Origin of the sequence: Streptomyces sp. NPDC097981 (assembly GCF_040302565.1) — a bacterium.
Taxonomy (GTDB): Bacteria; Actinomycetota; Actinomycetes; order Streptomycetales; family Streptomycetaceae; genus Streptomyces.
In genome coordinates this window covers 198,028-218,412 of the sequence record NZ_JBEORW010000002.1, presented here as the reverse complement: position 1 = coordinate 218,412, position 20,385 = coordinate 198,028, and the positions used below count along the sequence as shown (strand labels likewise).

Annotated in this window: 24 protein-coding genes; 12 read left to right on the top strand and 12 right to left on the bottom strand. The window is 70.2% G+C overall.

Translation table 11 applies throughout. The features are described 5' to 3' along the window. Positions 1 to 13: 13 nt before the first annotated feature. The 3 genes from ABTY04_RS02680 to ABTY04_RS02670 form a co-directional block, all read right to left on the bottom strand. The gene (locus tag ABTY04_RS02680) at positions 14 to 1,045 is read right to left on the bottom strand and encodes an alanine racemase (RefSeq protein WP_352211472.1); all 1,032 of its coding nucleotides are present in this window, start codon (positions 1,043 to 1,045) and stop codon (positions 14 to 16) included. A 70-nt stretch (positions 1,046 to 1,115) separates the two neighbouring features. Continuing rightward, positions 1,116 to 2,234, bottom strand: a complete 1,119-nt coding sequence (locus ABTY04_RS02675; RefSeq protein ID WP_352211471.1) for a lipid II:glycine glycyltransferase FemX — start codon at positions 2,232 to 2,234, stop codon at positions 1,116 to 1,118. A gap of 131 nt (positions 2,235 to 2,365) precedes the next feature. Then, complete coding sequence (locus ABTY04_RS02670) at positions 2,366 to 2,680, bottom strand: hypothetical protein (RefSeq protein WP_352211470.1); 315 nt, start codon at positions 2,678 to 2,680, stop codon at positions 2,366 to 2,368. Between the two features lie 251 nt (positions 2,681 to 2,931). Between ABTY04_RS02670 and rpsF the strand changes: the two genes are divergently transcribed. The 4 genes from rpsF (at position 2,932) to rplI (ending at position 4,627) form a co-directional block, all read left to right on the top strand. Then, a complete protein-coding gene (gene rpsF / locus ABTY04_RS02665) occupies positions 2,932 to 3,222 on the top strand; it encodes a 30S ribosomal protein S6 (protein ID WP_004950685.1) in 291 nt (96 codons plus the stop codon). 72 nt (positions 3,223 to 3,294) lie between these two features. Further along, positions 3,295 to 3,882: a single-stranded DNA-binding protein gene (locus tag ABTY04_RS02660; RefSeq protein ID WP_352211469.1), complete on the top strand. Its 588-nt coding sequence runs from the start codon at positions 3,295 to 3,297 to the stop codon at positions 3,880 to 3,882. 43 nt (positions 3,883 to 3,925) lie between these two features. Beyond that, the gene (gene rpsR / locus ABTY04_RS02655; protein WP_005315025.1) at positions 3,926 to 4,162 is read left to right on the top strand and encodes a 30S ribosomal protein S18; all 237 of its coding nucleotides are present in this window, start codon (positions 3,926 to 3,928) and stop codon (positions 4,160 to 4,162) included. Between the two features lie 18 nt (positions 4,163 to 4,180). Then, positions 4,181 to 4,627, top strand: a complete 447-nt coding sequence (gene rplI, locus ABTY04_RS02650; RefSeq protein WP_030153214.1) for a 50S ribosomal protein L9 — start codon at positions 4,181 to 4,183, stop codon at positions 4,625 to 4,627. 96 nt (positions 4,628 to 4,723) lie between these two features. Here rplI and ABTY04_RS02645 read toward each other — a convergent pair whose 3' ends face one another. Beyond that, positions 4,724 to 6,061, bottom strand: coding sequence for an MATE family efflux transporter (locus tag ABTY04_RS02645; protein ID WP_352211468.1), 1,338 nt, complete (start codon positions 6,059 to 6,061; stop codon positions 4,724 to 4,726). A 452-nt stretch (positions 6,062 to 6,513) separates the two neighbouring features. Between ABTY04_RS02645 and dnaB the strand changes: the two genes are divergently transcribed. Both dnaB and ABTY04_RS02635 read left to right on the top strand, forming a co-directional pair. Then, positions 6,514 to 7,977 (top strand): replicative DNA helicase, encoded by a 1,464-nt coding sequence (dnaB, locus tag ABTY04_RS02640; protein WP_352211594.1) that lies wholly within the window; start codon positions 6,514 to 6,516, stop codon positions 7,975 to 7,977. A 9-nt stretch (positions 7,978 to 7,986) separates the two neighbouring features. After that, on the top strand, positions 7,987 to 9,372 hold the full coding sequence (locus tag ABTY04_RS02635; protein WP_352211467.1) for a serine hydrolase domain-containing protein: 1,386 nt from the start codon (positions 7,987 to 7,989) through the stop codon (positions 9,370 to 9,372). A 5-nt stretch (positions 9,373 to 9,377) separates the two neighbouring features. Here the strand turns inward: ABTY04_RS02635 and ABTY04_RS02630 are convergent, their stop codons facing one another. From ABTY04_RS02630 to ABTY04_RS02620, 3 genes are read right to left on the bottom strand one after another with little or no spacing between them, the layout of a single operon-like run. Next, positions 9,378 to 10,553, bottom strand: a complete 1,176-nt coding sequence (locus ABTY04_RS02630; protein WP_352211466.1) for a winged helix DNA-binding domain-containing protein — start codon at positions 10,551 to 10,553, stop codon at positions 9,378 to 9,380. A 54-nt stretch (positions 10,554 to 10,607) separates the two neighbouring features. Next, the gene (locus ABTY04_RS02625; RefSeq protein ID WP_352211465.1) at positions 10,608 to 11,069 is read right to left on the bottom strand and encodes a GNAT family N-acetyltransferase; all 462 of its coding nucleotides are present in this window, start codon (positions 11,067 to 11,069) and stop codon (positions 10,608 to 10,610) included. A gap of 15 nt (positions 11,070 to 11,084) precedes the next feature. Further along, positions 11,085 to 11,996 carry a GNAT family N-acetyltransferase gene (locus ABTY04_RS02620; protein ID WP_352211464.1) on the bottom strand — a complete coding sequence of 304 codons (912 nt, stop codon included), beginning with the start codon at positions 11,994 to 11,996 and terminating at the stop codon, positions 11,085 to 11,087. A 205-nt stretch (positions 11,997 to 12,201) separates the two neighbouring features. On the opposite strand from ABTY04_RS02620, the gene ABTY04_RS02615 reads away from it, so the two are divergent. Further along, positions 12,202 to 12,852, top strand: coding sequence for an HAD family hydrolase (locus tag ABTY04_RS02615; protein ID WP_352211463.1), 651 nt, complete (start codon positions 12,202 to 12,204; stop codon positions 12,850 to 12,852). Positions 12,853 to 12,992: 140 nt separating this feature from the next. Next, entirely contained in the window at positions 12,993 to 14,177 is a 1,185-nt protein-coding gene (locus ABTY04_RS02610; protein ID WP_352211462.1) for a globin domain-containing protein, read from the top strand. 45 nt (positions 14,178 to 14,222) lie between these two features. Here the strand turns inward: ABTY04_RS02610 and ABTY04_RS02605 are convergent, their stop codons facing one another. The 5 genes from ABTY04_RS02605 to ABTY04_RS02585 form a co-directional block, all read right to left on the bottom strand. Then, on the bottom strand, positions 14,223 to 14,702 hold the full coding sequence (locus ABTY04_RS02605; protein ID WP_352211461.1) for an NUDIX domain-containing protein: 480 nt from the start codon (positions 14,700 to 14,702) through the stop codon (positions 14,223 to 14,225). A 74-nt stretch (positions 14,703 to 14,776) separates the two neighbouring features. After that, positions 14,777 to 15,682, bottom strand: coding sequence for a LysR family transcriptional regulator (locus tag ABTY04_RS02600; RefSeq protein ID WP_352211460.1), 906 nt, complete (start codon positions 15,680 to 15,682; stop codon positions 14,777 to 14,779). Positions 15,683 to 15,860: 178 nt separating this feature from the next. Next, positions 15,861 to 17,051, bottom strand: coding sequence for a cystathionine gamma-lyase (locus ABTY04_RS02595; RefSeq protein ID WP_352211459.1), 1,191 nt, complete (start codon positions 17,049 to 17,051; stop codon positions 15,861 to 15,863). Further along, positions 17,048 to 17,539 carry a low molecular weight protein-tyrosine-phosphatase gene (locus tag ABTY04_RS02590; protein ID WP_352211458.1) on the bottom strand — a complete coding sequence of 164 codons (492 nt, stop codon included), beginning with the start codon at positions 17,537 to 17,539 and terminating at the stop codon, positions 17,048 to 17,050. The genes ABTY04_RS02595 and ABTY04_RS02590 overlap by 4 nt, the downstream gene beginning before the upstream one ends. A gap of 11 nt (positions 17,540 to 17,550) precedes the next feature. Beyond that, on the bottom strand, positions 17,551 to 17,931 hold the full coding sequence (locus tag ABTY04_RS02585) for a phage holin family protein (protein ID WP_352211457.1): 381 nt from the start codon (positions 17,929 to 17,931) through the stop codon (positions 17,551 to 17,553). A gap of 89 nt (positions 17,932 to 18,020) precedes the next feature. Between ABTY04_RS02585 and ABTY04_RS02580 the strand changes: the two genes are divergently transcribed. The 4 genes from ABTY04_RS02580 (at position 18,021) to ABTY04_RS02565 (ending at position 20,336) form a co-directional block, all read left to right on the top strand. Further along, positions 18,021 to 18,338 (top strand): cupin domain-containing protein, encoded by a 318-nt coding sequence (locus tag ABTY04_RS02580; protein WP_030153240.1) that lies wholly within the window; start codon positions 18,021 to 18,023, stop codon positions 18,336 to 18,338. 144 nt (positions 18,339 to 18,482) lie between these two features. Beyond that, entirely contained in the window at positions 18,483 to 18,707 is a 225-nt protein-coding gene (locus ABTY04_RS02575) for a DUF5326 family protein (RefSeq protein ID WP_502996535.1), read from the top strand. Between the two features lie 342 nt (positions 18,708 to 19,049). After that, entirely contained in the window at positions 19,050 to 19,787 is a 738-nt protein-coding gene (locus tag ABTY04_RS02570) for an IclR family transcriptional regulator (protein ID WP_502996544.1), read from the top strand. Positions 19,788 to 19,886: 99 nt separating this feature from the next. Next, positions 19,887 to 20,336, top strand: a complete 450-nt coding sequence (locus tag ABTY04_RS02565; protein ID WP_352211455.1) for an SsgA family sporulation/cell division regulator — start codon at positions 19,887 to 19,889, stop codon at positions 20,334 to 20,336. The last annotated feature ends 49 nt before the right edge of the window (positions 20,337 to 20,385 follow it).

Here is a 20,385-nt window from a genome sequence, read left to right as displayed (position 1 = left end):
GACCGGGTGCGCCTCAGGCGTCGAGCACCCGGTCGAACTGCGTGGTGGTGTGGCGCAGGTGCGCCACCAGCTCGTCGCCGACCTTCGGCTCGGGGGCGTCCGAGGGCACGAACAGGATCGACACCTGCATGTGCGGGGGCTCCGCGAACCAGCGCTGCTTGCCGGCCCACACGAACGGAGAAAGGTTCCGGTTCACGGTGGCCAGGCCGGCCCGGGCCACGCCCTTGGCACGCGGCATCACGCCGTGCAGGGCCTTGGGCGCCTCCAGGCCCACCCCGTGCGAGGTGCCGCCCGCGACCACGACCAGCCAGCCGTCGGAGGCGGCCTTCTGCTGGCGGTAGCCGAACCGGTCGCCCTTGGCGACGCGCGTGACGTCCAGGACGGCGCCGCGGTACTCGGTCGCCTCGTGGTCGCCCAGCCACAGCCGGGTGCCGATCCGGGCCCGGAAGCGGGTCTGCGGGAACTGCTGCTGGAGCCGGGCCAGCTCCTGCGCCCGCAGGTGGCTGACGAACATGGTGTGCAGCGGCAGCCGGGCCGCACGCAACCGGTCCATCCAGCCGATGACCTCCTCGACGGCGTCCGAGCCGTCCGGGCGGTCCAGCGGCAGGTGCAGGGCGAAGCCCTCCAGCCGCACGTCCTCGATCGCCGAGTGCAGCTGGCCCAGGTCCTGTTCGGAAATGCCGTGGCGGCGCATCGAGCTCATGCACTCGATGACCACGCGGGCGCCGACCAGGCCGCGGACCCCGTCCAGCGAGGACACCGAGCGGATCACCCGGTCCGGCAGCGGCACCGGCTCCTCACCACGCCGGAACGGGGTGAGGACGAGCAGGTCACCGCCGAAGAAGTCCTTGATGCTGGCTGCCTCGTACGTGGTCCCGACGGCCAGCACGTCGGCGCCCAGGCGGGTCGCCTCCTCGCACAGCCTCTCGTGGCCGAAGCCGTAGCCGTTGCCCTTGCAGACCGGGATCATTCCGGGGAACTGGTCCTGGATCTGCTTCTGGTGCGCACGCCAGCGCGCGGTGTCGACGTAGAGCGTGAGCGCCATGCCCGTCCGGAGCCTCTCTTGAAAAGCTGCCTGGTGCAGCGGTGCGGTGTGTGGGGGATGCGGCAGGGGGTCAGCGGCGCGACATGTAGATGTCGAGCGCCTTGTGCAGCATCTTGTTGAGCGGGAAGTCCCATTCGCCGACGTACTCGACGGCCTCGCCGCCCGTACCGACCTTGAACTGGATGAGGCCGAACAGGTGGTCGTTCTCGTCCAGCGTGTCACTGATGCCGCGCAGGTCGTAGACGCTCGCACCGAGCGCGTACGAATCGCGCAGCATGCGCCACTGCATCGCGTTCGAGGGCCGTACCTCGCGCTTGTGGTTCGCGGAGGCGCCGTACGAGTACCAGACGTGCTGGCCGACGGTGAGCATCGTGGCGGCGGCCAGCGGCTCCCCCTCGTGCTTGGCGATGTAGAGCCGCATCCGGTTCGGGTCCTCGGAGTTGAGGGCCGTCCACTGGCGCTGGAAGTAGCTGAGCGGGCGCGGGCGGAACTTGTCGCGCTCGGCGGTGATCTCGTACAGCTCCTGCCAGACCGGCAGGTCCTCGTAGCCGCCCTGGACGACCTCGACACCGGCCTTCTCGGCCTTCTTGATGTTGCGGCGCCACAGCTGGTTGAAGCCCTTGAGGACGTCGTCCAGCGAGCGGTTGGCGAGCGGCACCTGGAAGACGTAGCGGGGCTGCACGTCGCCGAAGCCGGCGCCGCCGTCCTCGCCCTGCTGCCAGCCCATGCGGCGCAGCTTGTCGGAGACCTCGAAAGCGCGGGGCTCGATGTGCGAGGCCTCCACGTCACGCAGGCGCTTGACCTCCGGGTCCTGGATTCCGGCCTTGATGGCGGCGGAGTTCCAGCGACGGATGACGACGGGCGGACCCATCTTCACCGTGAAGGCGCCCTGGCTCTTGAGGTGCGCCAGCATCGGCTGGAGCCACTCCTCCAGATTCGGGGCGTACCAGTTGATGACAGGGCCCTCGGGAAGGTACGCGAGGTACCGCTTCACCTTGGGCAGCTGCCGGTACAACACGAGGGCGGCACCGACCAGTTCGTCGTTCTGGTCGAACCATCCGAGGTTCTCGGAGCGCCACTCGTTCTTCACGTCGGCCCACGCCGGGACCTGGCAGTGGCTAGCCGAGGGCAGGCTCTGGAGATATCCCAGATGCTGCTCTCGGCTGATGGTCCTCAGGGACAGGCTCATGCGGGGCGTCTCCTACGGCGGCTTCGCTGGCTATGGCGCGAAGCCTACTGCGACAAGGGCGCCACCCATCTGGGGGACGGGCCGTGCCCGGGCCGGTGAGCGGCCGGCGCCCTGTCGCCGAGGTGCCCCGGTCAGCCCGCCCAGCCGCCGAAGAGACCGCCGTGTGCCATGCCGAGGTAGAAGCCCACGCCCGAGGCGCCAAGGCCGATGATCAGTGCGAAGCGCTCGCGTGTCGTCTCCGAGATGAACTGTCCGTACGCGCCGGTCAGGATGCCGACGAGCCCGGTCCACGAGCTCAGCAGGTGCAGATTGTCGAAGAATCCCGTGATGAACGCCACGGTGCCGAGGACCAGCGTGGCCACCATGAGCGTGTCCTGCAGAGGGTGGGGCTTGCCGTCGGTCGCGAGGAGCGAGATGGAGGGCTGGGGTCGCATTGCCTGGGCCATCGGAAGGCACCTCCTGGCTGAAGCAGAGCGGTGCGGCGGGGCGGCCTCCGGCAGGAGCCGGGGACATAGCACCGAGCACACCCGATGGATACAGAGTGTGGCCTCCTCCTGCCGGATTTCAACCGGAAGGAGTCGAGCAGGTAGTCTGTACGGTCTGCGCGGTGTCTGCTCTCGGACGCCGTGCGCACGCATCACGACCCTCCTGCCACGGAACGACCGTGGCCGCTGAGTCCAAAGGAGGTGGGTTCCACATGCGTCACTACGAAGTGATGGTCATCCTCGACCCCGATCTCGAGGAGCGCGCTGTCTCCCCGCTGATCGAGAACTTCCTCTCCGTCGTCCGTGAGGGCAACGGAAAGGTCGAGAAGGTCGACACCTGGGGCCGTCGTCGTCTCGCTTACGAGATCAAGAAGAAGCCCGAGGGCATCTACTCGGTCATCGACCTTCAGGCCGAGCCTGCGGTCGTCAAGGAGCTTGACCGACAGATGAACCTGAACGAGTCGGTTCTCCGGACCAAGGTCCTTCGCCCCGAGACCCACTGAACTTCGGTTCAGCGGTAATCGGGACCGAGTAGCACAGCAGCCCAGCAGCAATCCCCGCCGAGAGGTTCATCCATGGCAGGCGAGACCGTCATCACGGTCGTCGGCAATCTCGTCGACGACCCCGAGCTGCGCTTCACCCCCTCGGGTGCGGCGGTCGCGAAGTTCCGTGTTGCGTCCACCCCCCGCACCTTCGACCGCCAGACCAACGAGTGGAAGGACGGCGAGAGCCTGTTCCTGACCTGCTCGGTGTGGCGGCAGGCGGCCGAGAACGTCGCCGAGTCCCTCCAGCGGGGCATGCGCGTCATCGTGCAGGGCCGGCTGAGGCAGCGGTCGTACGAGGACCGTGAGGGTGTCAAGCGCACGGTCTACGAGCTGGACGTCGAGGAAGTCGGCCCCAGCCTGAAGAACGCCACGGCCAAGGTCGCCAAGACCACCGGTCGCGGTGGCCAGGGTGGATACGGCGGCGGCCAGCAGCAGGGCGGCGGCGGTGGCTGGGGCGGAGCCCCCAGCGGCGGCGCCCCGCAGGGCGGCGGAGCTCCCTCCGACGACCCGTGGGCGTCCAGCGCGCCGGCCGGCGGCCAGCAGCAGGGCGGCGGGGGCGGCTGGGGCGGAAGCTCCGGCGGCTCCAACGGCGGCTACTCGGACGAGCCTCCCTTCTAGGGAAGCTCGCATCCCCACTTCTTGATCACACAGGAGAGACACAATGGCGAAGCCGCCTGTGCGCAAGCCTAAGAAGAAGGTCTGCGCGTTCTGCAAGGACAAGACCGCGTACGTGGACTACAAGGACACGAACATGCTGCGGAAGTTCATTTCCGACCGCGGCAAGATCCGTGCCCGCCGCGTGACCGGCAACTGCACGCAGCACCAGCGTGACGTCGCCACGGCCGTGAAGAACAGCCGTGAGATGGCGCTGCTGCCCTACACGTCCACCGCGCGATAAGGAAAGGGTGACCGACTAATGAAGATCATCCTGACCCACGAGGTCTCTGGCCTCGGTACCGCCGGCGATGTCGTCGACGTCAAGGACGGTTACGCTCGCAACTACCTGGTCCCGCGTGGTTTCGCGATCCGCTGGACCAAGGGTGGCGAGAAGGACGTGGCGCAGATCCGCCGCGCCCGCAAGATCCACGAGATCGCGACCATCGAGCAGGCCAACGAGGTCAAGGCCAAGCTTGAGGGCACGAAGGTCCGTCTGGCCACCCGCTCGGGTGACGCCGGCCGCCTCTTCGGCTCCGTGACCCCGGCCGACATCGCCACGGCGATCGAGGCTTCCGGTGGTCCGAAGGTCGACAAGCGCCGCGTCGAGCTGGCTGCCCCGATCAAGACCCTCGGTTCGTACCAGGTCTCCGTGCGTCTGCACGCAGAGGTCGCCGCGAACGTGGGCGTCGAGGTCGTCGCCGCCTAAGTGCTGCACGCGAAGGGCCGCACCCCTGTGGGGGTGCGGCCCTTCGTCGTTGTCGGGGGCTGCGGGGCGATGTTTCACGTGGAACATCGCCCGGGATCAGCGGGTGGCCCCGGCGACCAGCCATCGGCCGGAGCGGGCGCGCAGCTGGAGCGTCGCCATCCGGACCAGCATCATCAGGGTCATGGCCCACCAGAGCGCGGTCAGGCCGCCGCCGACGGCCGGCACGAGCAGTGCGGCCGGGGTGAACACGGCGAGGGTCAGGAGCATCGCCCGGGCCAGGAAGGGCCCGTCTCCCGCGCCCATCAGAACCCCGTCGAGCACGAAGACGACGCCGGACACCGGCTGGGACAGGGCCACGACGAGCAGCGCCGGCAGCAGGGCGTCCTTGACCGCGGGATCGCCGGTGAAGAGCGGGATGAACAGCGGCCGGGCCGAGATCACCAGTGCGCCCAGGACGATCCCGGAGACGACGCCCCACTGGACCATGCGCCTGCAGAGGGCCCGGGCGCCCTCGGTGTCGCCGGCGCCCAGGCAGCGGCCGATGATGGCCTGCCCGGCGATGGCGATCGCGTCGAGGGCGAAGGCGAGCAGACTCCACAGGGAGAGCAGGATCTGGTGGGCTGCGATGTCCGCGTCACCGAGCCGCGCGGCCACGCCGGTCGCGATCATCAGGACGGCGCGCAGGGACAGGGTGCGTACCAGCAGCGGTGCGCCGGCCTGGGCGCAGGCCCGGATGCCTGCAAGGTCGGGGCGCAGGGAGGACCCGTGCGTACGGGCTCCGCGGACGACCACGACGAGGTAGGCGCCGGCCATGGCGCACTGGGCGATCACCGTGCCCCAGGCGGAACCGGCGATGCCGAAGCCGGCGCCGTACACGAGGGCTCCGTTCAGGCCCGCGTTGAGGGCGAAGCCCGCGACGGCGACATAGAGCGGCGTACGGGTGTCCTGGAGGCCGCGGATGACACCGGTGGCGGCGAGAACCATGAGCATGGCGGGGATGCCCAGGGCGGAGATCCGCAGATACGTGACCGCGTACGGGGCGACGGTGTCGGAGGCGCCGAGGAGGGAGATCAGCCAGGGCGCCGCGGGCAGTACGACGGCGACGACGACGGCACCGATCAGGAGGGCGAGCCAGATGCCGTCCATGCCCTGCCGGATGGCTGCCGGGAGGTCTCCCGCGCCGACCCGGCGGGCGACGGCCGCGGTGGTGGCGTAGGCGAGGAAGACGAAGACGCTGACCGCGGTGGTGAGCAGGGCAGCGGCGATGCCGAGGCCGGCCAGCTGGGGGGTGCCGAGGTGGCCCACGATGGCGCTGTCGGCCATCACGAACAGGGGTTCGGCGACGAGCGCGCCGAATGCCGGGACGGCGAGGGCGAGTATCTCGCGATCGTGTCGTCTCGGGGCAGCCGCCAGCGGGGCGAGGGCCTGTGTCATGCGCTCAATCTAATCTTCCACAGGTAATGGACGCAACTGACATTGAGTCCTTACTTGTGAGTTGGCTTGCACGTTCTCGGCGCCCCGTTGGAGGCGATCTCGGAACCAGGGCCAAGAAATTTCTCCCCCACAGCCAGTGGGGGAAGAATTTGCAGGTCAGATGGTGTGTGTGGGTAGGGCAGGTGATTTTGTCCACAGCCCCGTCCCCTGGTCCGTGCACAGCTTCCGGCGAGTTACCCACAGCATTGGCGCGGTCATCCACATCTCATCCACACAGCCTGTGGATAACAAGATTGGCTGACGTCGCTCCCGGCCCTACCGTTGTGCGTTGCCCGACTCGCAGACTGCGGATTCGGGTGTCCCAAATGTCAGAGCCGTGTCGTAGAAAGATTGGCACGGCGAGGTCCGCGTTGCGGACGGGAGGAGGCGGCCCGGTGAGTATGCCCGAGCCCATGGACGACCCCTGGGCCGACAGCGGTCCGGGTGACCGTCTGCCCGCCCGTTCGCGCCGTAACAGCGACAGCCGGGGCCGCGGGGACGAACAGCACGAGCGGGGCCGCGAGGGCGGCTCCTGGGACGGCGGTGGCGGCGGCTTCGAGCGCGTCCCGCCGCAGGACCTCGACGCCGAGCAGTCGGTGCTCGGCGGCATGCTGCTGTCCAAGGACGCGATCGCGGACGTGGTCGAGGTCATCAAGGGCCACGACTTCTACCGGCCCTCGCACGAGACGATCTACCAGGCGATCCTCGACCTGTACGCCAAGGGCGAGCCGGCCGACCCGATCACCGTCGGCGCCGAGCTGACCCGCCGCGGCGAGATCAGCAAGGTCGGCGGGGCCTCGTACCTGCACACGCTCGTCCAGTCGGTCCCGACCGCGGCGAACGCCGAGTACTACGCGGAGATCGTCCACGAGCGGGCCGTCCTGCGCCGCCTGGTCGCCGCCGGCACCAAGATCACGCAGATGGGATACGCGGCGGACGGCGACGTCGACGAGATCGTCAACAGCGCCCAGGCCGAGATCTACGCCGTCACCGAGCAGCGCACGTCCGAGGACTACCTGCCGCTGGGCGACATCATGGAGGGCGCGCTCGACGAGATCGAGGCCATCGGCTCGCGCAGCGGCCAGATGTCGGGCGTCCCGACCGGATTCACGGACCTCGACTCGCTGACCAACGGCCTGCACCCGGGCCAGATGATCGTCATCGCGGCCCGCCCCGCCATGGGCAAGTCCACCCTCGCGCTCGACTTCGCCCGCGCCTGCTCCATCAAGAGCAACCTGCCGAGCGTCATCTTCTCCCTCGAAATGGGGCGCAACGAGATCGCCATGCGCCTCCTGTCGGCGGAGGCCCGGGTGGCCTTGCACCACATGCGCTCCGGCACCATGACGGACGACGACTGGACCCGGCTGGCCCGCCGGATGCCGGACGTCTCCGCCGCCCCGCTCTACATCGACGACTCCCCGAACCTGTCGATGATGGAGATCCGGGCGAAGTGCCGGCGCCTCAAGCAGCGCAACGACCTCTCGCTCGTGGTCATCGACTACCTGCAGCTGATGCAGTCGGGCGGCTCGCGCCGCCCCGAGAGCCGCCAGCAGGAAGTCTCGGACATGTCCCGAAACCTCAAGCTGCTGGCCAAGGAGCTTGAGGTGCCGGTGATCGCGCTGTCCCAGCTGAACCGTGGTCCCGAGCAGCGCACCGACAAGAAGCCGATGGTCTCCGACCTCCGTGAGTCGGGCTCGATCGAGCAGGACGCCGACATGGTGATCCTGCTGCACCGCGAGGACGCGTACGAGAAGGAGTCGCCCCGCGCGGGCGAGGCGGACCTGATCGTCGCGAAGCACCGAAACGGCCCCACGGCGACGATCACGGTCGCCTTCCAGGGGCATTATTCGCGGTTCGTGGACATGGCCAACACGTAGCATCCGATCATGGATGCCGTATCTGAAGATCTGGATCTGCTCCCTGCGACCCGGCGTGCGCTGAGGCACCGGATCGCCGTCGCACAGAGCGAGGGACGGGCGCCGTCGGTGGTGGCGGCCGTGGCCCGCGGCGGCGAGGTGGTCTGGGAGGGCTCCCGGACCTCCGTCGAGGGGCACGGGCCCGACGGGAACGTGCAGTACCGGATCGGGTCGATCACCAAGACCTTCACCGCCGTTCTGGTGATGCGGTTGCGGGACGAGGGCCTGCTGCGGCTCGACGACCCGCTGGAGAAGCACCTGCCGGGGACGAGTGCCGGCGAGGTGACCATCGCCCAGCTGCTGGCCCACACCGGCGGGCTGGCGGCGGAGACGCCGGGCGAGTGGTGGGAGCGCACGCCCGCGGCGCTGCGGCCCGAGCTTGCGGACGTACTGGGAGAGGAGCCGTTCCGGTTCCGGCCCGGCCGGCGCCACCACTACTCCAACCCCGGGTACACGCTGCTGGGTTCGCTCGTGGAGGCCGTGCGCGGGAAGCCATGGGAAGAGGTGCTCCGGGCCGAGGTGCTGGAGCCGCTGGCTCTGGACCGTACGACGGCACAGCCGCAGGCGCCGCACGCGGGTGGCTGGGCGGTCCATCCGTGGGCCGATGTGATGATGCCCGAGCCGCCGGAGGACCTGGGGCTGATGGCCGCGGCCGGACAACTCTGGTCCACTGCACGCGACTTGGCTCGGTTCGCGGTGTTCCTCGCCCGCGGTGACGAGCGGGTGCTGAGCGCAGAGACGGTACGGGAGATGCGGACGCCGGCCTCCCCACCGGAGCCCGGTGCCACCGCAATCGGCTACGGACTCGGCATGCAGCTGACGGACGTCGGCGGGCGCAGCCTCGCGGGCCACAGCGGTTCCCTGCCGGGGTTCGTGGCGGGGCTGTGGCTGAGCGAGGCGGACGACGTGGCGGCCGTGGTGATGGCGAACTGCACGTCGGGGCTGCCGGCCGCGACGGTGGCCGTGGACCTGGTGACGATCGCCGCGGACGCGGAGCCGAGGTTCCCGCAGCCGTGGCGGCCGTTCCGGGAGGCTGATCCGGTCGCCTTGGAACTGTGCGGCCCCTGGTACTGGGGTACGTCGGCGCAGGTGCTGCGGCTGACGGCGGACGGGCTGCTGGAACTGGCTCCCCTGGGCGCGACGGGTCGGCCGGCACGCTTCCGGTCCGGGCCCGACGGCAGTTGGACCGGACTCTCCGGCTACTACGCAGGGGAGACGTTGCGGGCGGTCCGGCGCGAGGACGGTTCGGTGAGCCACCTCGACCTGGGCTCGTTCGTATTCACGAGGGAGCCGTACGACGCCCAGGCGCCGGTCCCCGGCGGAGTGGACCCGCAGGGCTGGCGGGGCGTCGGCTAGCGGACTCAGGCGACGAGTTCGCGCTCCAGCGGGGTGCGGAAGCGCGGGGTGATCCGGGCCTCGCCCACCCACAGGGCGAGGCGGGCCGCCTCGGCGGCGATCGCCTCCTCGGCCGCGCGGCCGGGGGCGCCCAGCAGCCGCCAGACGATCTCGCCGTCCGTACGCTGGGCCCAGCCGCCGACGATCTCGCCGTTCCACCAGACCGTGGGTCCGATGTTGCCGGCGTGGTCGAAGAGGGCGGGCCGGTGGGCGGGGTCGAGGTGGAAGCCCCGGTCGGCCCAGCCCATGCCGCTGGGGTCCAGGCCGGGCAGCAGCGCCGCCCAGGGCTCCGGGGCGGGTTCGGGCCCGGTGTCGCCGGGGCTGACGAGGGCGGTGCCGCCGTCGTCGAGGCGGACCTGGTCGGGGCCGACGGCGACGAGGGCCTTGTGGACATCGGTGAGGGTCCAGCCCGTCCACCATTTGAGGTCTGTCTCCGTGGCCGGACCGTAGGCCTGCAGCCAGCGCCGGGCGATCTCGGCGCGGGCCTCGGCTGCGGGCACGGCCGGCCAGGGCTCGGTGTGGACCCAGCGGTACTGGCTGGAGGTCCATGATCCGCGCGGCCGGTCGCGGCGGATCCGGCCGTCGGCGGCCAGGAGCCGGATGACACGGGTCGCGACGCCGGTCTCGGTCTCGTACTTCTTGCCCCGGCCGATGGTGATCTTCTTGCGGAGGGCGGGCACGGCCGCGGACAGCTGGCTGCCGGTGCAGGGGCCGCGGGAGTCGAGGGCATCGAGCGCGGCGGCCTCGGCCCGTGCCAGCCAGTCGGCATCGAGGCCCTGGCCGTCCTCACCAAGGTGTTTGAGGAGGGTGCGGCGCTCCTTGGCGGCGATCCCCCGCGCGGAGGAGGCGTCCACGTACGGGGCGAGCTCGGTGGAGACGGCGAAGAGCGTACGGCGCATGCTGAGCAACCGGACGAGCGAGACGTCCTCGTAGAGCGCCCGCTCGACGGTGTCGGGGCCGCCCGCCGCGAGCCGGGCGCGAGCCGAGAGGAACACGGTTGCCGCATCGGTGGCGTGCAGGGCGACGACGGCGTCCGCAGCCCGGGCGACCGTGGTGGCACGGGCCGAGGGAGCCAGACGGTGTCTGCGGCCGAGCCGGTGGCGGCGCTCGACGGTGGTGACGCGGGGGAGGCCGGGGCTCATCCTCCTGATCGTAGGCCGGGCCGACGACACCGACCCGGCCTGCCGCCCGGGCGGTCAGAGGGAGAGCTTGAACCCGACGTGGGACGCGGTGAACCCGAGCCGCTCGTAGAAGCGGTGGGCGTCGGTGCGGGTCGCGTCCGACGTGAGCTGGACCAGTTGGCAGTTCTCGCGGAGGGATCGGTCGACGGCCCATTGGATGAGCCGGGTGCCCAGGCCGCGGCCGCGCTCGTCGGCGTGGACACGGACGCCCTCGATGATCGAGCGGGTGGCTCCCTTGCGGGACAGCCCGGGAACGACGGTGAGCTGGAGGGTGCCCACGACGTGGTCCCCGCGGACCGCGACGACCACGTGCTGGTGGGGGGCGTCGGCCAGGTGCTTGAAAGCGGCGATGTACGGGGTGAGGCCGTCCGGCGATTCGCGGGTGGCGCCCAGGGGGTCGTCCGCGAGCATGGCGACGATGGCGGGCAGGTCCTCCTCGGTGGCGGGGCGGATGGCCATCTCGTCGAGGTCGGTCATGGAAACGTCCCTTTCTCAGCCCGCTGCCACTGTGAGCGGGGCCCAGCGGCGGGTCCAGTCGCCCGGGAGGCCGGGGATGTCGCGGGTCATGACGGAGTTGAACGCCACGGAATCGAGGCCGCGGTCCTTGAGCCAGGTGAGGAGTTCCTCGTGGCGCACGTCGATGTCGGTCCGCAGCGGCCGGTCGGTGGCGGCGGCGAGCGCGGTGACGAGTGCCTGGGCGGCGGCCGTGTCACGCGCGATCAGAGGCCCGATCACATGGGTCTCCATGTTGGGCCAGATCGCGGCATAGCCGACGAGCTCGCCCCGGCCGTCCTCGGCGACCAGCAGCCGGTCCGCGAAAGCGGGCAGCCGCGTGATCATGTGGGTCCGGTCGGTGCCGAAGACCTCGGTGTCCAGGCGGACGATCCGGGGGATGTCCTCTCCGGTCGCGGGCCGGACCGCCACGGAGCCCGGCTCCGGATTCGGCTCCGGCTGCGTCTCCCGTTCTGCGGCCTTCCTGCGGAAGGTACCCCGGAGCATTTCCGCGCGGCCCGTGGTGTCGAAGCCGAGCTCCTCGTAGAGGGGACGGCCGTACGGGGTGGCGTGGAGGGTGAGGGGGACGCCCTTGAGGACGTCGTCGCAGACGTACGTCATCAGCCGTCGGCCTAGGCCCTGGCGGGCGTGGCGCTCGGCGACTAGGACCATGCCGATGGCGGCCAGCTCCGGGCCGGCGTGGGTGTGTCCGTACGAGGTGACGACGCAGGCGGCGGCCAGCCCCTGCCCGTCGGGGGCATCGATGCCGTAGCCGTTGCCCGCGGCGAGAAGCAGTCCCCACTTGTGGTCCTCGCGCGGCCACCCGCGGTCTTCGGACAGGTCGGCGCAGTGGCGGAGATCATCCACGGTCAGCGCACGGATCGGTAGGTCGGTGAGGTGTGGTGGTGTCACGGGCCCAGACTGGATCATCAGCCGGGGAGCGTCCAGGGGATTTGGGTCGCATGTTTCATGTGAAACATCTCGATGCTTCTCCCCTGCGGCGCTGGATGGTGCCCTCGTGGGACTGGGCGATGTTTCACGTGAAACATGTTGTTCCCCGCCTCGACTGCCGCCGGGAGGTGACTCCGGTGAAGCGGACGGACTAGCCTCGACGGCCATGACCCTCCTGCACCTCTTCGATCTCGACGGGACGCTGATGTACGGCTCGGCGGCGCCGGTCGAGATCTCCCGGCAGCTCGGCCTGAGCGCGGAGATCGCCGAACTGGAACGGGCTTTCGGCGCGCGGAAGATCGGCCCGCACGAATTCTCGGTGGCGGCGCATGCCCTGTGGGCCGGGCTGACGCCCGCACACGTCCGAGCGGCATTCGAGGGAGCCCCCTGGCTCGCGGGGATTCGCGAGGTGTGGCAGGAGATCCGGGAGCGCGGGGACTATTGCGCGGTGATCTCGCTGTCACCGTCGTTCTTCGTTGAGCTGCTGTTGGAGTGGGGTGCGCATGCCGCGTACGGCTCGGTCTTTCCGGAGGTGCCCTTCACCCGGCCGGTGGACGCAGCAGGGATCCTGACCCCGGAGGGCAAGGTCACGGTGGCGGACCGGTTGTGCGCGCGGTTCGGGGTGGGCCGGGCCGACTGTGTCGCGTACGGGGATTCGTCGACCGACGCGGTGCTGTTCGATGCCGTGTCGGTGTCGGTGGCGGTCAATGCGCGGCCATTTCTGGCGGAGCGGGCGACGTATGTCTACGAGGGCCGTGACCTGCGAGAGGCATATCAGCTGGTGGGGGTGGCCCGCCCGGAAGTTGAAGCATCTTAAGGGGAAAGTGGGTTCGAAACGCGGATTTTCCGCTTTTCCCCGCGGGTGGTTGGGGCGGCTGGCAGGCTTTGAGGCCCGGAACCACGGATTCGAAGGCCGTGGCGTGCTTACCGACCGAGATGTTCGAAGCGAGGCACCGCATGGACGCTCCGCCCACCAGATCGGCTAGACGGACGGCCCGGATACCGTCCGGGGGCGGTTCGGTCGAGCCCTCCCCGGACGCGGTGCTCATCCGCCGGACCCTTGAGGAAATCGCCCCTGTCGCCGACAGGGTGACCTCGTACTTCTACGCCTTGGTGTTCACCGGACACCCAGAGGTGCGGGGCATGTTCCCGGCCGCCATGGACGTACAGCGCGACCGGCTGCTGAAGGCGCTGCTGACCGCCGCCGAGCACATCGACAACCCGGACGTGCTCGTCCCCTATCTGCGCCGCCTGGGCACCGGGCACCGCAAGTACGGCACGGTGTCCGGGCACTATCCGGTGGTGGGCGAGGCCCTGATCGGGGCGCTCGCCCGGTACGCGCAGCAGACCTGGGGGCCGGAGGCGCAGGCCGCGTGGGTGAGGGCCTATACGGCGATGTCCCAGATCATGATCGACGCGGCGGCGGAGGACGGGGTGAAGACCCCCGCGTGGTGGCACGCGGAGGTGGTCTCGCACGATCTGCGCACCCCGGACATCGCGGTGCTGACGGTCCGCCCCGACCAGCCCTACACCTTTCTGGCGGGCCAGTACACGAGTCTGGAGACCCCCTGGTGGCCCCGGGTGTGGCGGCACTACTCGTTCGCCTCGGCGCCGCGCGCTGACGGGCTGCTGTCCTTCCACGTCAAAGCCGTTCCGGCGGGCTGGGTCTCGAACGCGCTGGTGCGGCACGCGCGTCCCGGCGACGTGCTGAGGCTCGGGCCGCCGGCGGGGTCGATGGTGGTGGACCACACCACCGACAACGGGATGCTGTGCCTGGGCGGCGGTACCGGAATCGCCCCGATCAAGGCGCTGATCGAGGACGTTGCGGAGCACGGTGAGCGCCGCCCGGTGGAGGTGTTCTTCGGGGCGCGCAGCGACGGCGACCTGTACGACAAGGACACCCTGCTGGGGCTCCAGCGCTCGCATCCGTGGCTGTCGGTGCGCCCGGTGGTCTGCGAGGGCCTGGCGGGGCAGCTGCCCCAGGCGGTCGGCGAGCACGGGCCGTGGAGCTCGTACGACGCGTTCATCTCCGGGCCGCCCGCGATGATCCGCAGCGGAGTTCACGAGCTCAAGCGGATCGGGATCCCCGTGGACCGGATCCGCTTCGACGCGGTGGAGGAGGTGGCGGGCGCGGCTGGCTGAGACCCGGCCGGAGCCGGCCGGGCCGGAGCCGGCCCGGCGCCGGGATCAGCCCAGGTCGGGGGCGTGCATGGCGCGCACGCCCTCGATGTTGCCGTCGAGGTAGTGGCGCAGCGACAGCGGGACGAGATGGACGGCGGCGATGCCGACGCGGCTGAAGGGCACGCGGACGATCTCGTACTCGCCCGCGGGTTCGTCGATTTCGGGGCCGTGGCGCTGGCTGGGGTCCATGGATTCGAGGTGGCAGACGAAGAAGTGCTGCACCTTCACCCCGGTCACCCCTCCGTCGGCGATGTGCTCGACGGTGTCGACGAAGCAGGGCACCACATCGGTGATCTTCGCGCCGAGTTCTTCGTGGATCTCCCGGTGGAGGGCGTCGACGACGGTGGCGTCCGAGGACTCCACTCCTCCCCCGGGGGTGAGCCAGTACGGATCGACGCCGGGCTTGGTGCGCTTGATGAGGATCAGGTCGTCACCGTCGAGCAGGATCGCGCGGGCGGTGCGTTTGACCACGGGACGTTCGGTCATGGGAGAAGAGTGGCCCAGAGTCGGGTGTCTGAAACGCGTGTCGGGAAAACGCCCCGCACACCGCAAGCGGAAGTTCACCAGTGCGCGGCGGCGCGCACCAGCCGGTCGTGTGCACGGGCGAGGTGGGCGAGGGCGAGGCTGCCGGTCCGTACGACGAGGAACCAGGTGCGCAGCGGCGGTACGGGCGGTTCGAGCAGCGCGACGATCTGCCCGCGGTCGAGGGCGTCCTGGCACAGATACCGGGGCAGGACGGCGAGCCCCGCGCCGGCCCGGACGCACTCCAGTACGGCTCTGAGGTCGGGTGCGACGACGGTGGCGGCATCGGGCCGGGTACCGGGCCGGGTCTCGAAGACGGCGGCCCAGTAGCGGGCGACGAGCGGCAGCGTCTCGTGGACCTCGACGAGCGGGATGCCGTCGAGAGCGGCGGGTCCGGTCTCGCGCAGCCGGTCGGTGTCGATGAGGGCGGCCCAGTAGGGTGCGGCGACCAGGACGTGCTCCTCGTCGCAGAGGGCGGTCGTGCCGAAGAGTCCGCCGCGTGGGCGGGCGGTGGTGACGACGAGGTCGTGGTGGCCGGCGGCGAGCCCGTCGAGGGCCTCTTGGGCGCCGTTCCGGAGCACGGTGCGCAGGGTGTGGCCCTGGCCGACGAGCGGTGCGAGGGCGGGCAGGACGCGCAGGCACAGGAATTCGGGGGGACCGGCGAGGTGCAGGGTGCGCAATGCACCGGCGGCCTCCCGCTCCGCCTCGGTGATCCGCAGCAGGGCGTCGAGGTGCGGGGCTGCCTTGTGGGCGAGTTCGTCGCCGACGGCGGTGGGGGTGACCCCGCGGGCCCTGCGGTGGAACAGAGGCCGGCCGATCTGGCGTTCGAGGGTGCGGATCTGTGAGGTGACGGCGGGCTGGGACAGCCCGAGGAGCGCGGCGGCCCGGGTGAACGAGCCCGCCCGGTGCACGGCGACGAAGGTGCGCAACAGGGCCAGGTCCATGAAGGCCCCTCTCGGTGGGGGCCTTCAACTATAAATATGTCGATAGGCCCCTGTCGTTACCGTGATTGGACTCTGACGCTGGGTCAACTAGCCTTGTGCGCGTGGTTCTTCGCGCGCAGAACCCGGGGCGGTCCGAGCCACTAGGGGGGAGGCTCGGACCGCTCGTGCGTTCGGCTGCTCAGGCGCCGGCGCCCGCCGCGTCGAGGGCGCGCAGCACGTCCGCGACCAGGTCGTCGGTGTCCTCGGCGCCGGCGGACAGGCGGATGAAGCCCTCCGGGACGGGGTCCCCGCCCCACCGTCCGCGCCGCTCCGCGGTGGACCGTACGCCGCCGAAGCTGGTGGCGTCCTCGACCAGGTGCAGGGCGGCCATGAAGCGTTCGGCGTGCGCGCGGTCCGGCAGGGTGAAGGAGACGACGGATCCGAAGCCGCGCATCTGCCGGGCGGCCGTCTTGTGCGAGGGGTCCGCGGGCAGCCCCGGGTAGCGCAGCCCCGTCACGTCCGTACGGTCGGCCAGCGCCTCGGCGACGGCCAGCGCGTTGGCCCACTGGCGCTGGGCGCGCAGCTGGATGGTGGCCAGGGAGCGGTGGGCGAGCCAGGCTTCCATCGGGCCCGGGATCGCTCCGACGATCTTGCGCCATCGCCGGACGGCGGCGGCGAGCTCCGGGTCGCGGCAGGCGACGTAGCCGAGCAGGAGGTCGCCGTGGCCGGTGAGGCCCTTGGTGCCGCTGGCGACGGAGAAGTCCGCGCCGAGTTCCAGGGGCCGCTGCCCGAGCGGGGTGGCGAGGGTGTTGTCGACGGCGACCAGGGTGCCGCCCGCGTGGGCGGCCTCGACCAGGCGCCGTACGTCGCACACGTCGAGCCCCGGATTGGAGGGGGTCTCGATCCACAGCAGCCTGGCTCCGTCCAGGACGGCGAGCTGTGCGTCGTCACCGGTCGGGGCGGTGCGGACGTGGATCCCGTACGCCTCCAGCTGCTCGCGCACCAGCGGCAGCGCCTGGTAGCCGTCATCGGGCAGGACGACGGTGTCCCCGGTGCGGGCCTGGGAGAGGAGAACGGCCGAGACCGCGGCCATGCCGGAGGCGAAGACGACGGTCTCCACGCCGTCCTGGCCGGGTGCTTCGAGCTCCCCGATGGCCCGCTCCAGCAGGGTCCAGGTGGGGTTGGTGTCGCGGCCGTAGGTGTACGGGCCCGTTACGTCGCCGGGGAGGTGGAAGTGGGCTGCGAAGACGGGTCCGGGCAGGGGCGGTTCGTTCTTGACGGGCTCGGGCAGTCCGGCGCGTACGGCCCGGGTGCCCTCGCCGATCCCATCCGCCGCGGCCGTCGCTTGTGCCCCTGCCGCCGCGGTTGCCTCGTCGGCATGGTCGTTCATGCGCTGTGCTCCTTCACTGCCTCGCGTACGGCGTCCAGCAGGCCCGTGCTCGCCGCCTCGACGAGCTCCAGGCACTGCTCGAACCCGTCGAGGGAGCCGTAGTAGGGATCCGGTACGTCGGCCTCCGCGGCCGTGGCCGCCGGGTCGTAGGACCGCAACAGCCGCACCTTGGCGGCGTCCTCGGGGGTGGGTGCGAGCGCCCGCAGGTCCCGCAGGTGCCCGGCGTCGAGCGCGATGACGAGGTCGAGGCGGGCGAACCAGGAGGCCCGGAACTGCCGGGCCAGGTGGTTCTGCTCGTACCCGGCGGCCTTCAGGACGGTGACGGTGCGCGGATCGGCGCCGTCCCCCTCGTGCCAGCCGCCGGTGCCGGCGCTGTCCACCTCGACCAGGCCGTCGAGACCGGCCTCGGCGACGCGGGCGCGGAAGACGGATTCGGCCATGGGCGATCGGCAGATGTTGCCCGTGCAGACGAAGCACACGCGGTACATGGGCGGTCCGCTCAGCTCTTGTCGGGCAGGGCCATGTTCACGGCCCAGGAGACGACGGAGATGATCAGGCCGCCGACCAGCGCGGTCCAGAAGCCGTCGACGTGGAAGCTGAGGTCGAGCTGCTCGGCCAGCCAGGAGGTCAGCATCAGCATCAGGGCGTTCACGACGAGGGTGAACAGTCCGAGGGTGAGGATGAACAGCGGCAGCGAGAAGAACTTCACCAGGGGCTTGACGATGATGTTGACCAGGCCGAAGACCAGCGCCACGAGTATCAGCGTGAGGGTCCTGCGGCCCAGAGAGCTCTGATCGTCGAGCGTGATGCCGGCGAGCAGCCAGATGGCGACGGCCAGGGCTGCCGCGTTCGCGAGCGTCTTGACTACGAAATTCGTCATGTGTCTGATCGTGGCAGAGAAGATCCCGGTGGGACATCAGCAGATCAGCGGATGCCGGGAAACGCGAGAGAGCAAGGGGCACAACGACGATGAAGGCCTTCCGGCTGGACGAGCTCGAAGCGGAGCGGCTCGCGAACGACGGCGCCTATCTGCAGTTCCTGCGCGAGCGGAACATGTCGGTCGGGCTGTACGCGCTCGATGCCGGCCAGAGCGACCCGCAGCAGCCGCACCGCCAGGACGAGGTGTACTTCGTGGTGAGCGGCCGAGCCTCGATCACGGTCGGGGAGGAGACGACGACGGTGGCGCGCGGCAGCGTCGTCTACGTCCCCGCCGGGGTGGTGCACAAGTTCCACCACATCACGGAGGACCTGCGGGTATTGGTCGTGTTCTCCCCGCCGGAGGCATAGCCGGCAGACCCCGGCCCAGGGTCTGCCCCCGGATTCCCCTAGGGGGCGGATCAGGGGAGTCCGGGGGCTCTCGGCCGCCCGGGCGGGTGTGCGGCCTCCTAGCATCGAGAGCAGGAAGTCACGGCTCAGGAAGAGGTTGAGGACATGGACGGCATCCGAGAGACATTCGCAGGCATGCCCTGGTGGGTTAAGTGGGTCGCGATTCCGCTTCTGGTGCTCTTCGTCTTCGGCGGCGTCATCACGAGCATCCTCGCCACCCTGATCGGGTTCGTCTTCAAGCTGCTGCTCTTCGTCGCCCTCGTCGGCGGACTGGTCTTCATCGTGAAGAAGTTCACCGGGAGCCGCTCGAAGTCCTCCTCCGACTGGTAGGACCGGCACGGCCGCCGGGGTACACGGCCCCGGCCCGGTCCCCGGCCAGGGGATCGGCTCCTTCCGGTCGCTTCGGGGATTAACCCAGGCGGGGGAACGTGAGGGGGCAGACCGCTCACACCGCAGGAATCGGCGGATAGAGTGGCAATCTGTGCCGGTCCCTGGGCGCCGAGAGCTGGTAGCGCCGCCCTGACCTGTGGTTGTTTCAAGTGTCGGCCGAGCGCGACCCCCAGGAGCCACGGCATGTGCGGGGGCGGCCCCCGCAGGGCAGGCCCTTCCAAGGCCCGCCGCCACGCCTGGGGGTGAGCTTTGTCTCCGGTTCGCAATGCCGGTGTGCCGACGCTGATCGGTTCGGTGCAGCGCGCGTTGAGGCTGCTCGAAGCAGCGGGCTCCCATGGTGACGGGGCCCCGGCGAAACAACTGGCGCGCGAGGCGGGGGTGCCGCTCCCTACCGCGTACCACCTGCTGCGCACCCTCACCCACGAGGGCTACCTGCGGCGCGAGGGCGGCGTGTTCGTCCTCGGCGCGGCCGCCGGGCGGCTTGTGGGCGGCGGGCTACAGCAGAAACGTCGCAGCATGATCGCCGACTCCCTCGCGCACTTCCGCGACGCGGTCGGGGCCCCCGTCTACTTCGCGGTGTTCCGCGAGGGTGAGATCGAGCTCGTGGGTGTCTCGGACACCCCGGCCAGCCCCGCCGTCGAGGAGTGGGCCGATTTCCGTGCGACCGGCCATGCGCACGCCATCGGGCAGTGCCTGCTGGCCCAGCTCGACGAGAGGACGCGCAGGGACTACTACGACCGGCACCCGGTCGAGGCCGTCACCCGGTACACCGTCCGGGACCAGAGCGCTCTTGAAGACCGCATCGCGTCCCTCGACCGCATGCAGCCGGTCACGGAGCGTCAGGAATACGCCCTGGGCACGGTGTGTGCGGCCATCCCCATCACGGCCGGCGATACCGTCGCAGCCATGGCGATTTCCCTCCCTTTGCATCAGGAGGAACGATTGCTGTGTGTGGTTGATCGGCTACGGAGTGAAGTAGGCGCGCTGTTGAGCACCCTCTCGTTCTCTATCAGTATCTGAAAACTCACTCCTTGTGATCCGCAAGCGCTTCCACCACCCTTGTCAAGAGGGCCCTGAGGGTTCATTCCTGGCCACTTCCTCTACACAGCGGGGTAGGCAATGCGCGAGTCGGTACAGGCAGAAGTCATGATGAGCTTCCTCGTTTCCGAGGAGCTCTCGTTCCGGATCCCGGTGGAACTCCGGTACGACACCCGTGACCCCTACGCAGTGCGCCTGACCTTCCACCTTCCCGGAGACGCGCCCGTGACCTGGGCTTTCGGCCGGGAGCTCCTCCTCGACGGCATCAACAAGCCGTGCGGTGACGGCGACGTACACATCGCCCCCACCGATCCCGAGGAGCTGTCCGACGTCCACATCCGGCTCCAGGTCGGCTGCGACCGGGCCCTGTTCCGGGTCGGCGCGGCGCCGCTCGTCGCGTTCCTCGACCGCACCGACCGGCTCGTTCCGCTCGGTCAGGAGCGCAGTCTCGGCGACTTCGAGGAGAACCTCGACGAAGCGCTGGACAGGATCCTGGCCGAGTCGCGGCAGAACGAGCAGAACGCGGGTTGAGCGGAGCGGACGGGCCGCGCCGCCCCGAGCCCCCGGGCCCCCGAGCAGC

Bases quoted from the DNA above. Each gene is read 5' to 3' on its own strand.
- ABTY04_RS02680 (WP_352211472.1), bottom strand. From the start codon at position 1,045: ATGGCGCTCACGCTCTACGTCGACACCGCGCGCTGGCGTGCGCACCAG.
- ABTY04_RS02675 (WP_352211471.1), bottom strand. From the start codon at position 2,234: ATGAGCCTGTCCCTGAGGACCATCAGCCGAGAGCAGCATCTGGGATAT.
- ABTY04_RS02670 (WP_352211470.1), bottom strand. From the start codon at position 2,680: ATGGCCCAGGCAATGCGACCCCAGCCCTCCATCTCGCTCCTCGCGACC.
- rpsF (WP_004950685.1), top strand. From the start codon at position 2,932: ATGCGTCACTACGAAGTGATGGTCATCCTCGACCCCGATCTCGAGGAG.
- ABTY04_RS02660 (WP_352211469.1), top strand. From the start codon at position 3,295: ATGGCAGGCGAGACCGTCATCACGGTCGTCGGCAATCTCGTCGACGAC.
- rpsR (WP_005315025.1), top strand. From the start codon at position 3,926: ATGGCGAAGCCGCCTGTGCGCAAGCCTAAGAAGAAGGTCTGCGCGTTC.
- rplI (WP_030153214.1), top strand. From the start codon at position 4,181: ATGAAGATCATCCTGACCCACGAGGTCTCTGGCCTCGGTACCGCCGGC.
- ABTY04_RS02645 (WP_352211468.1), bottom strand. From the start codon at position 6,061: ATGACACAGGCCCTCGCCCCGCTGGCGGCTGCCCCGAGACGACACGAT.
- dnaB (WP_352211594.1), top strand. From the start codon at position 6,514: ATGGACGACCCCTGGGCCGACAGCGGTCCGGGTGACCGTCTGCCCGCC.
- ABTY04_RS02635 (WP_352211467.1), top strand. From the start codon at position 7,987: ATGGATGCCGTATCTGAAGATCTGGATCTGCTCCCTGCGACCCGGCGT.
- ABTY04_RS02630 (WP_352211466.1), bottom strand. From the start codon at position 10,553: ATGAGCCCCGGCCTCCCCCGCGTCACCACCGTCGAGCGCCGCCACCGG.
- ABTY04_RS02625 (WP_352211465.1), bottom strand. From the start codon at position 11,069: ATGACCGACCTCGACGAGATGGCCATCCGCCCCGCCACCGAGGAGGAC.
- ABTY04_RS02615 (WP_352211463.1), top strand. From the start codon at position 12,202: ATGACCCTCCTGCACCTCTTCGATCTCGACGGGACGCTGATGTACGGC.
- ABTY04_RS02610 (WP_352211462.1), top strand. From the start codon at position 12,993: ATGGACGCTCCGCCCACCAGATCGGCTAGACGGACGGCCCGGATACCG.
- ABTY04_RS02605 (WP_352211461.1), bottom strand. From the start codon at position 14,702: ATGACCGAACGTCCCGTGGTCAAACGCACCGCCCGCGCGATCCTGCTC.
- ABTY04_RS02600 (WP_352211460.1), bottom strand. From the start codon at position 15,682: ATGGACCTGGCCCTGTTGCGCACCTTCGTCGCCGTGCACCGGGCGGGC.
- ABTY04_RS02595 (WP_352211459.1), bottom strand. From the start codon at position 17,051: ATGAACGACCATGCCGACGAGGCAACCGCGGCGGCAGGGGCACAAGCG.
- ABTY04_RS02590 (WP_352211458.1), bottom strand. From the start codon at position 17,539: ATGTACCGCGTGTGCTTCGTCTGCACGGGCAACATCTGCCGATCGCCC.
- ABTY04_RS02585 (WP_352211457.1), bottom strand. From the start codon at position 17,931: ATGACGAATTTCGTAGTCAAGACGCTCGCGAACGCGGCAGCCCTGGCC.
- ABTY04_RS02580 (WP_030153240.1), top strand. From the start codon at position 18,021: ATGAAGGCCTTCCGGCTGGACGAGCTCGAAGCGGAGCGGCTCGCGAAC.
- ABTY04_RS02575 (WP_502996535.1), top strand. From the start codon at position 18,483: ATGGACGGCATCCGAGAGACATTCGCAGGCATGCCCTGGTGGGTTAAG.
- ABTY04_RS02565 (WP_352211455.1), top strand. From the start codon at position 19,887: ATGCGCGAGTCGGTACAGGCAGAAGTCATGATGAGCTTCCTCGTTTCC.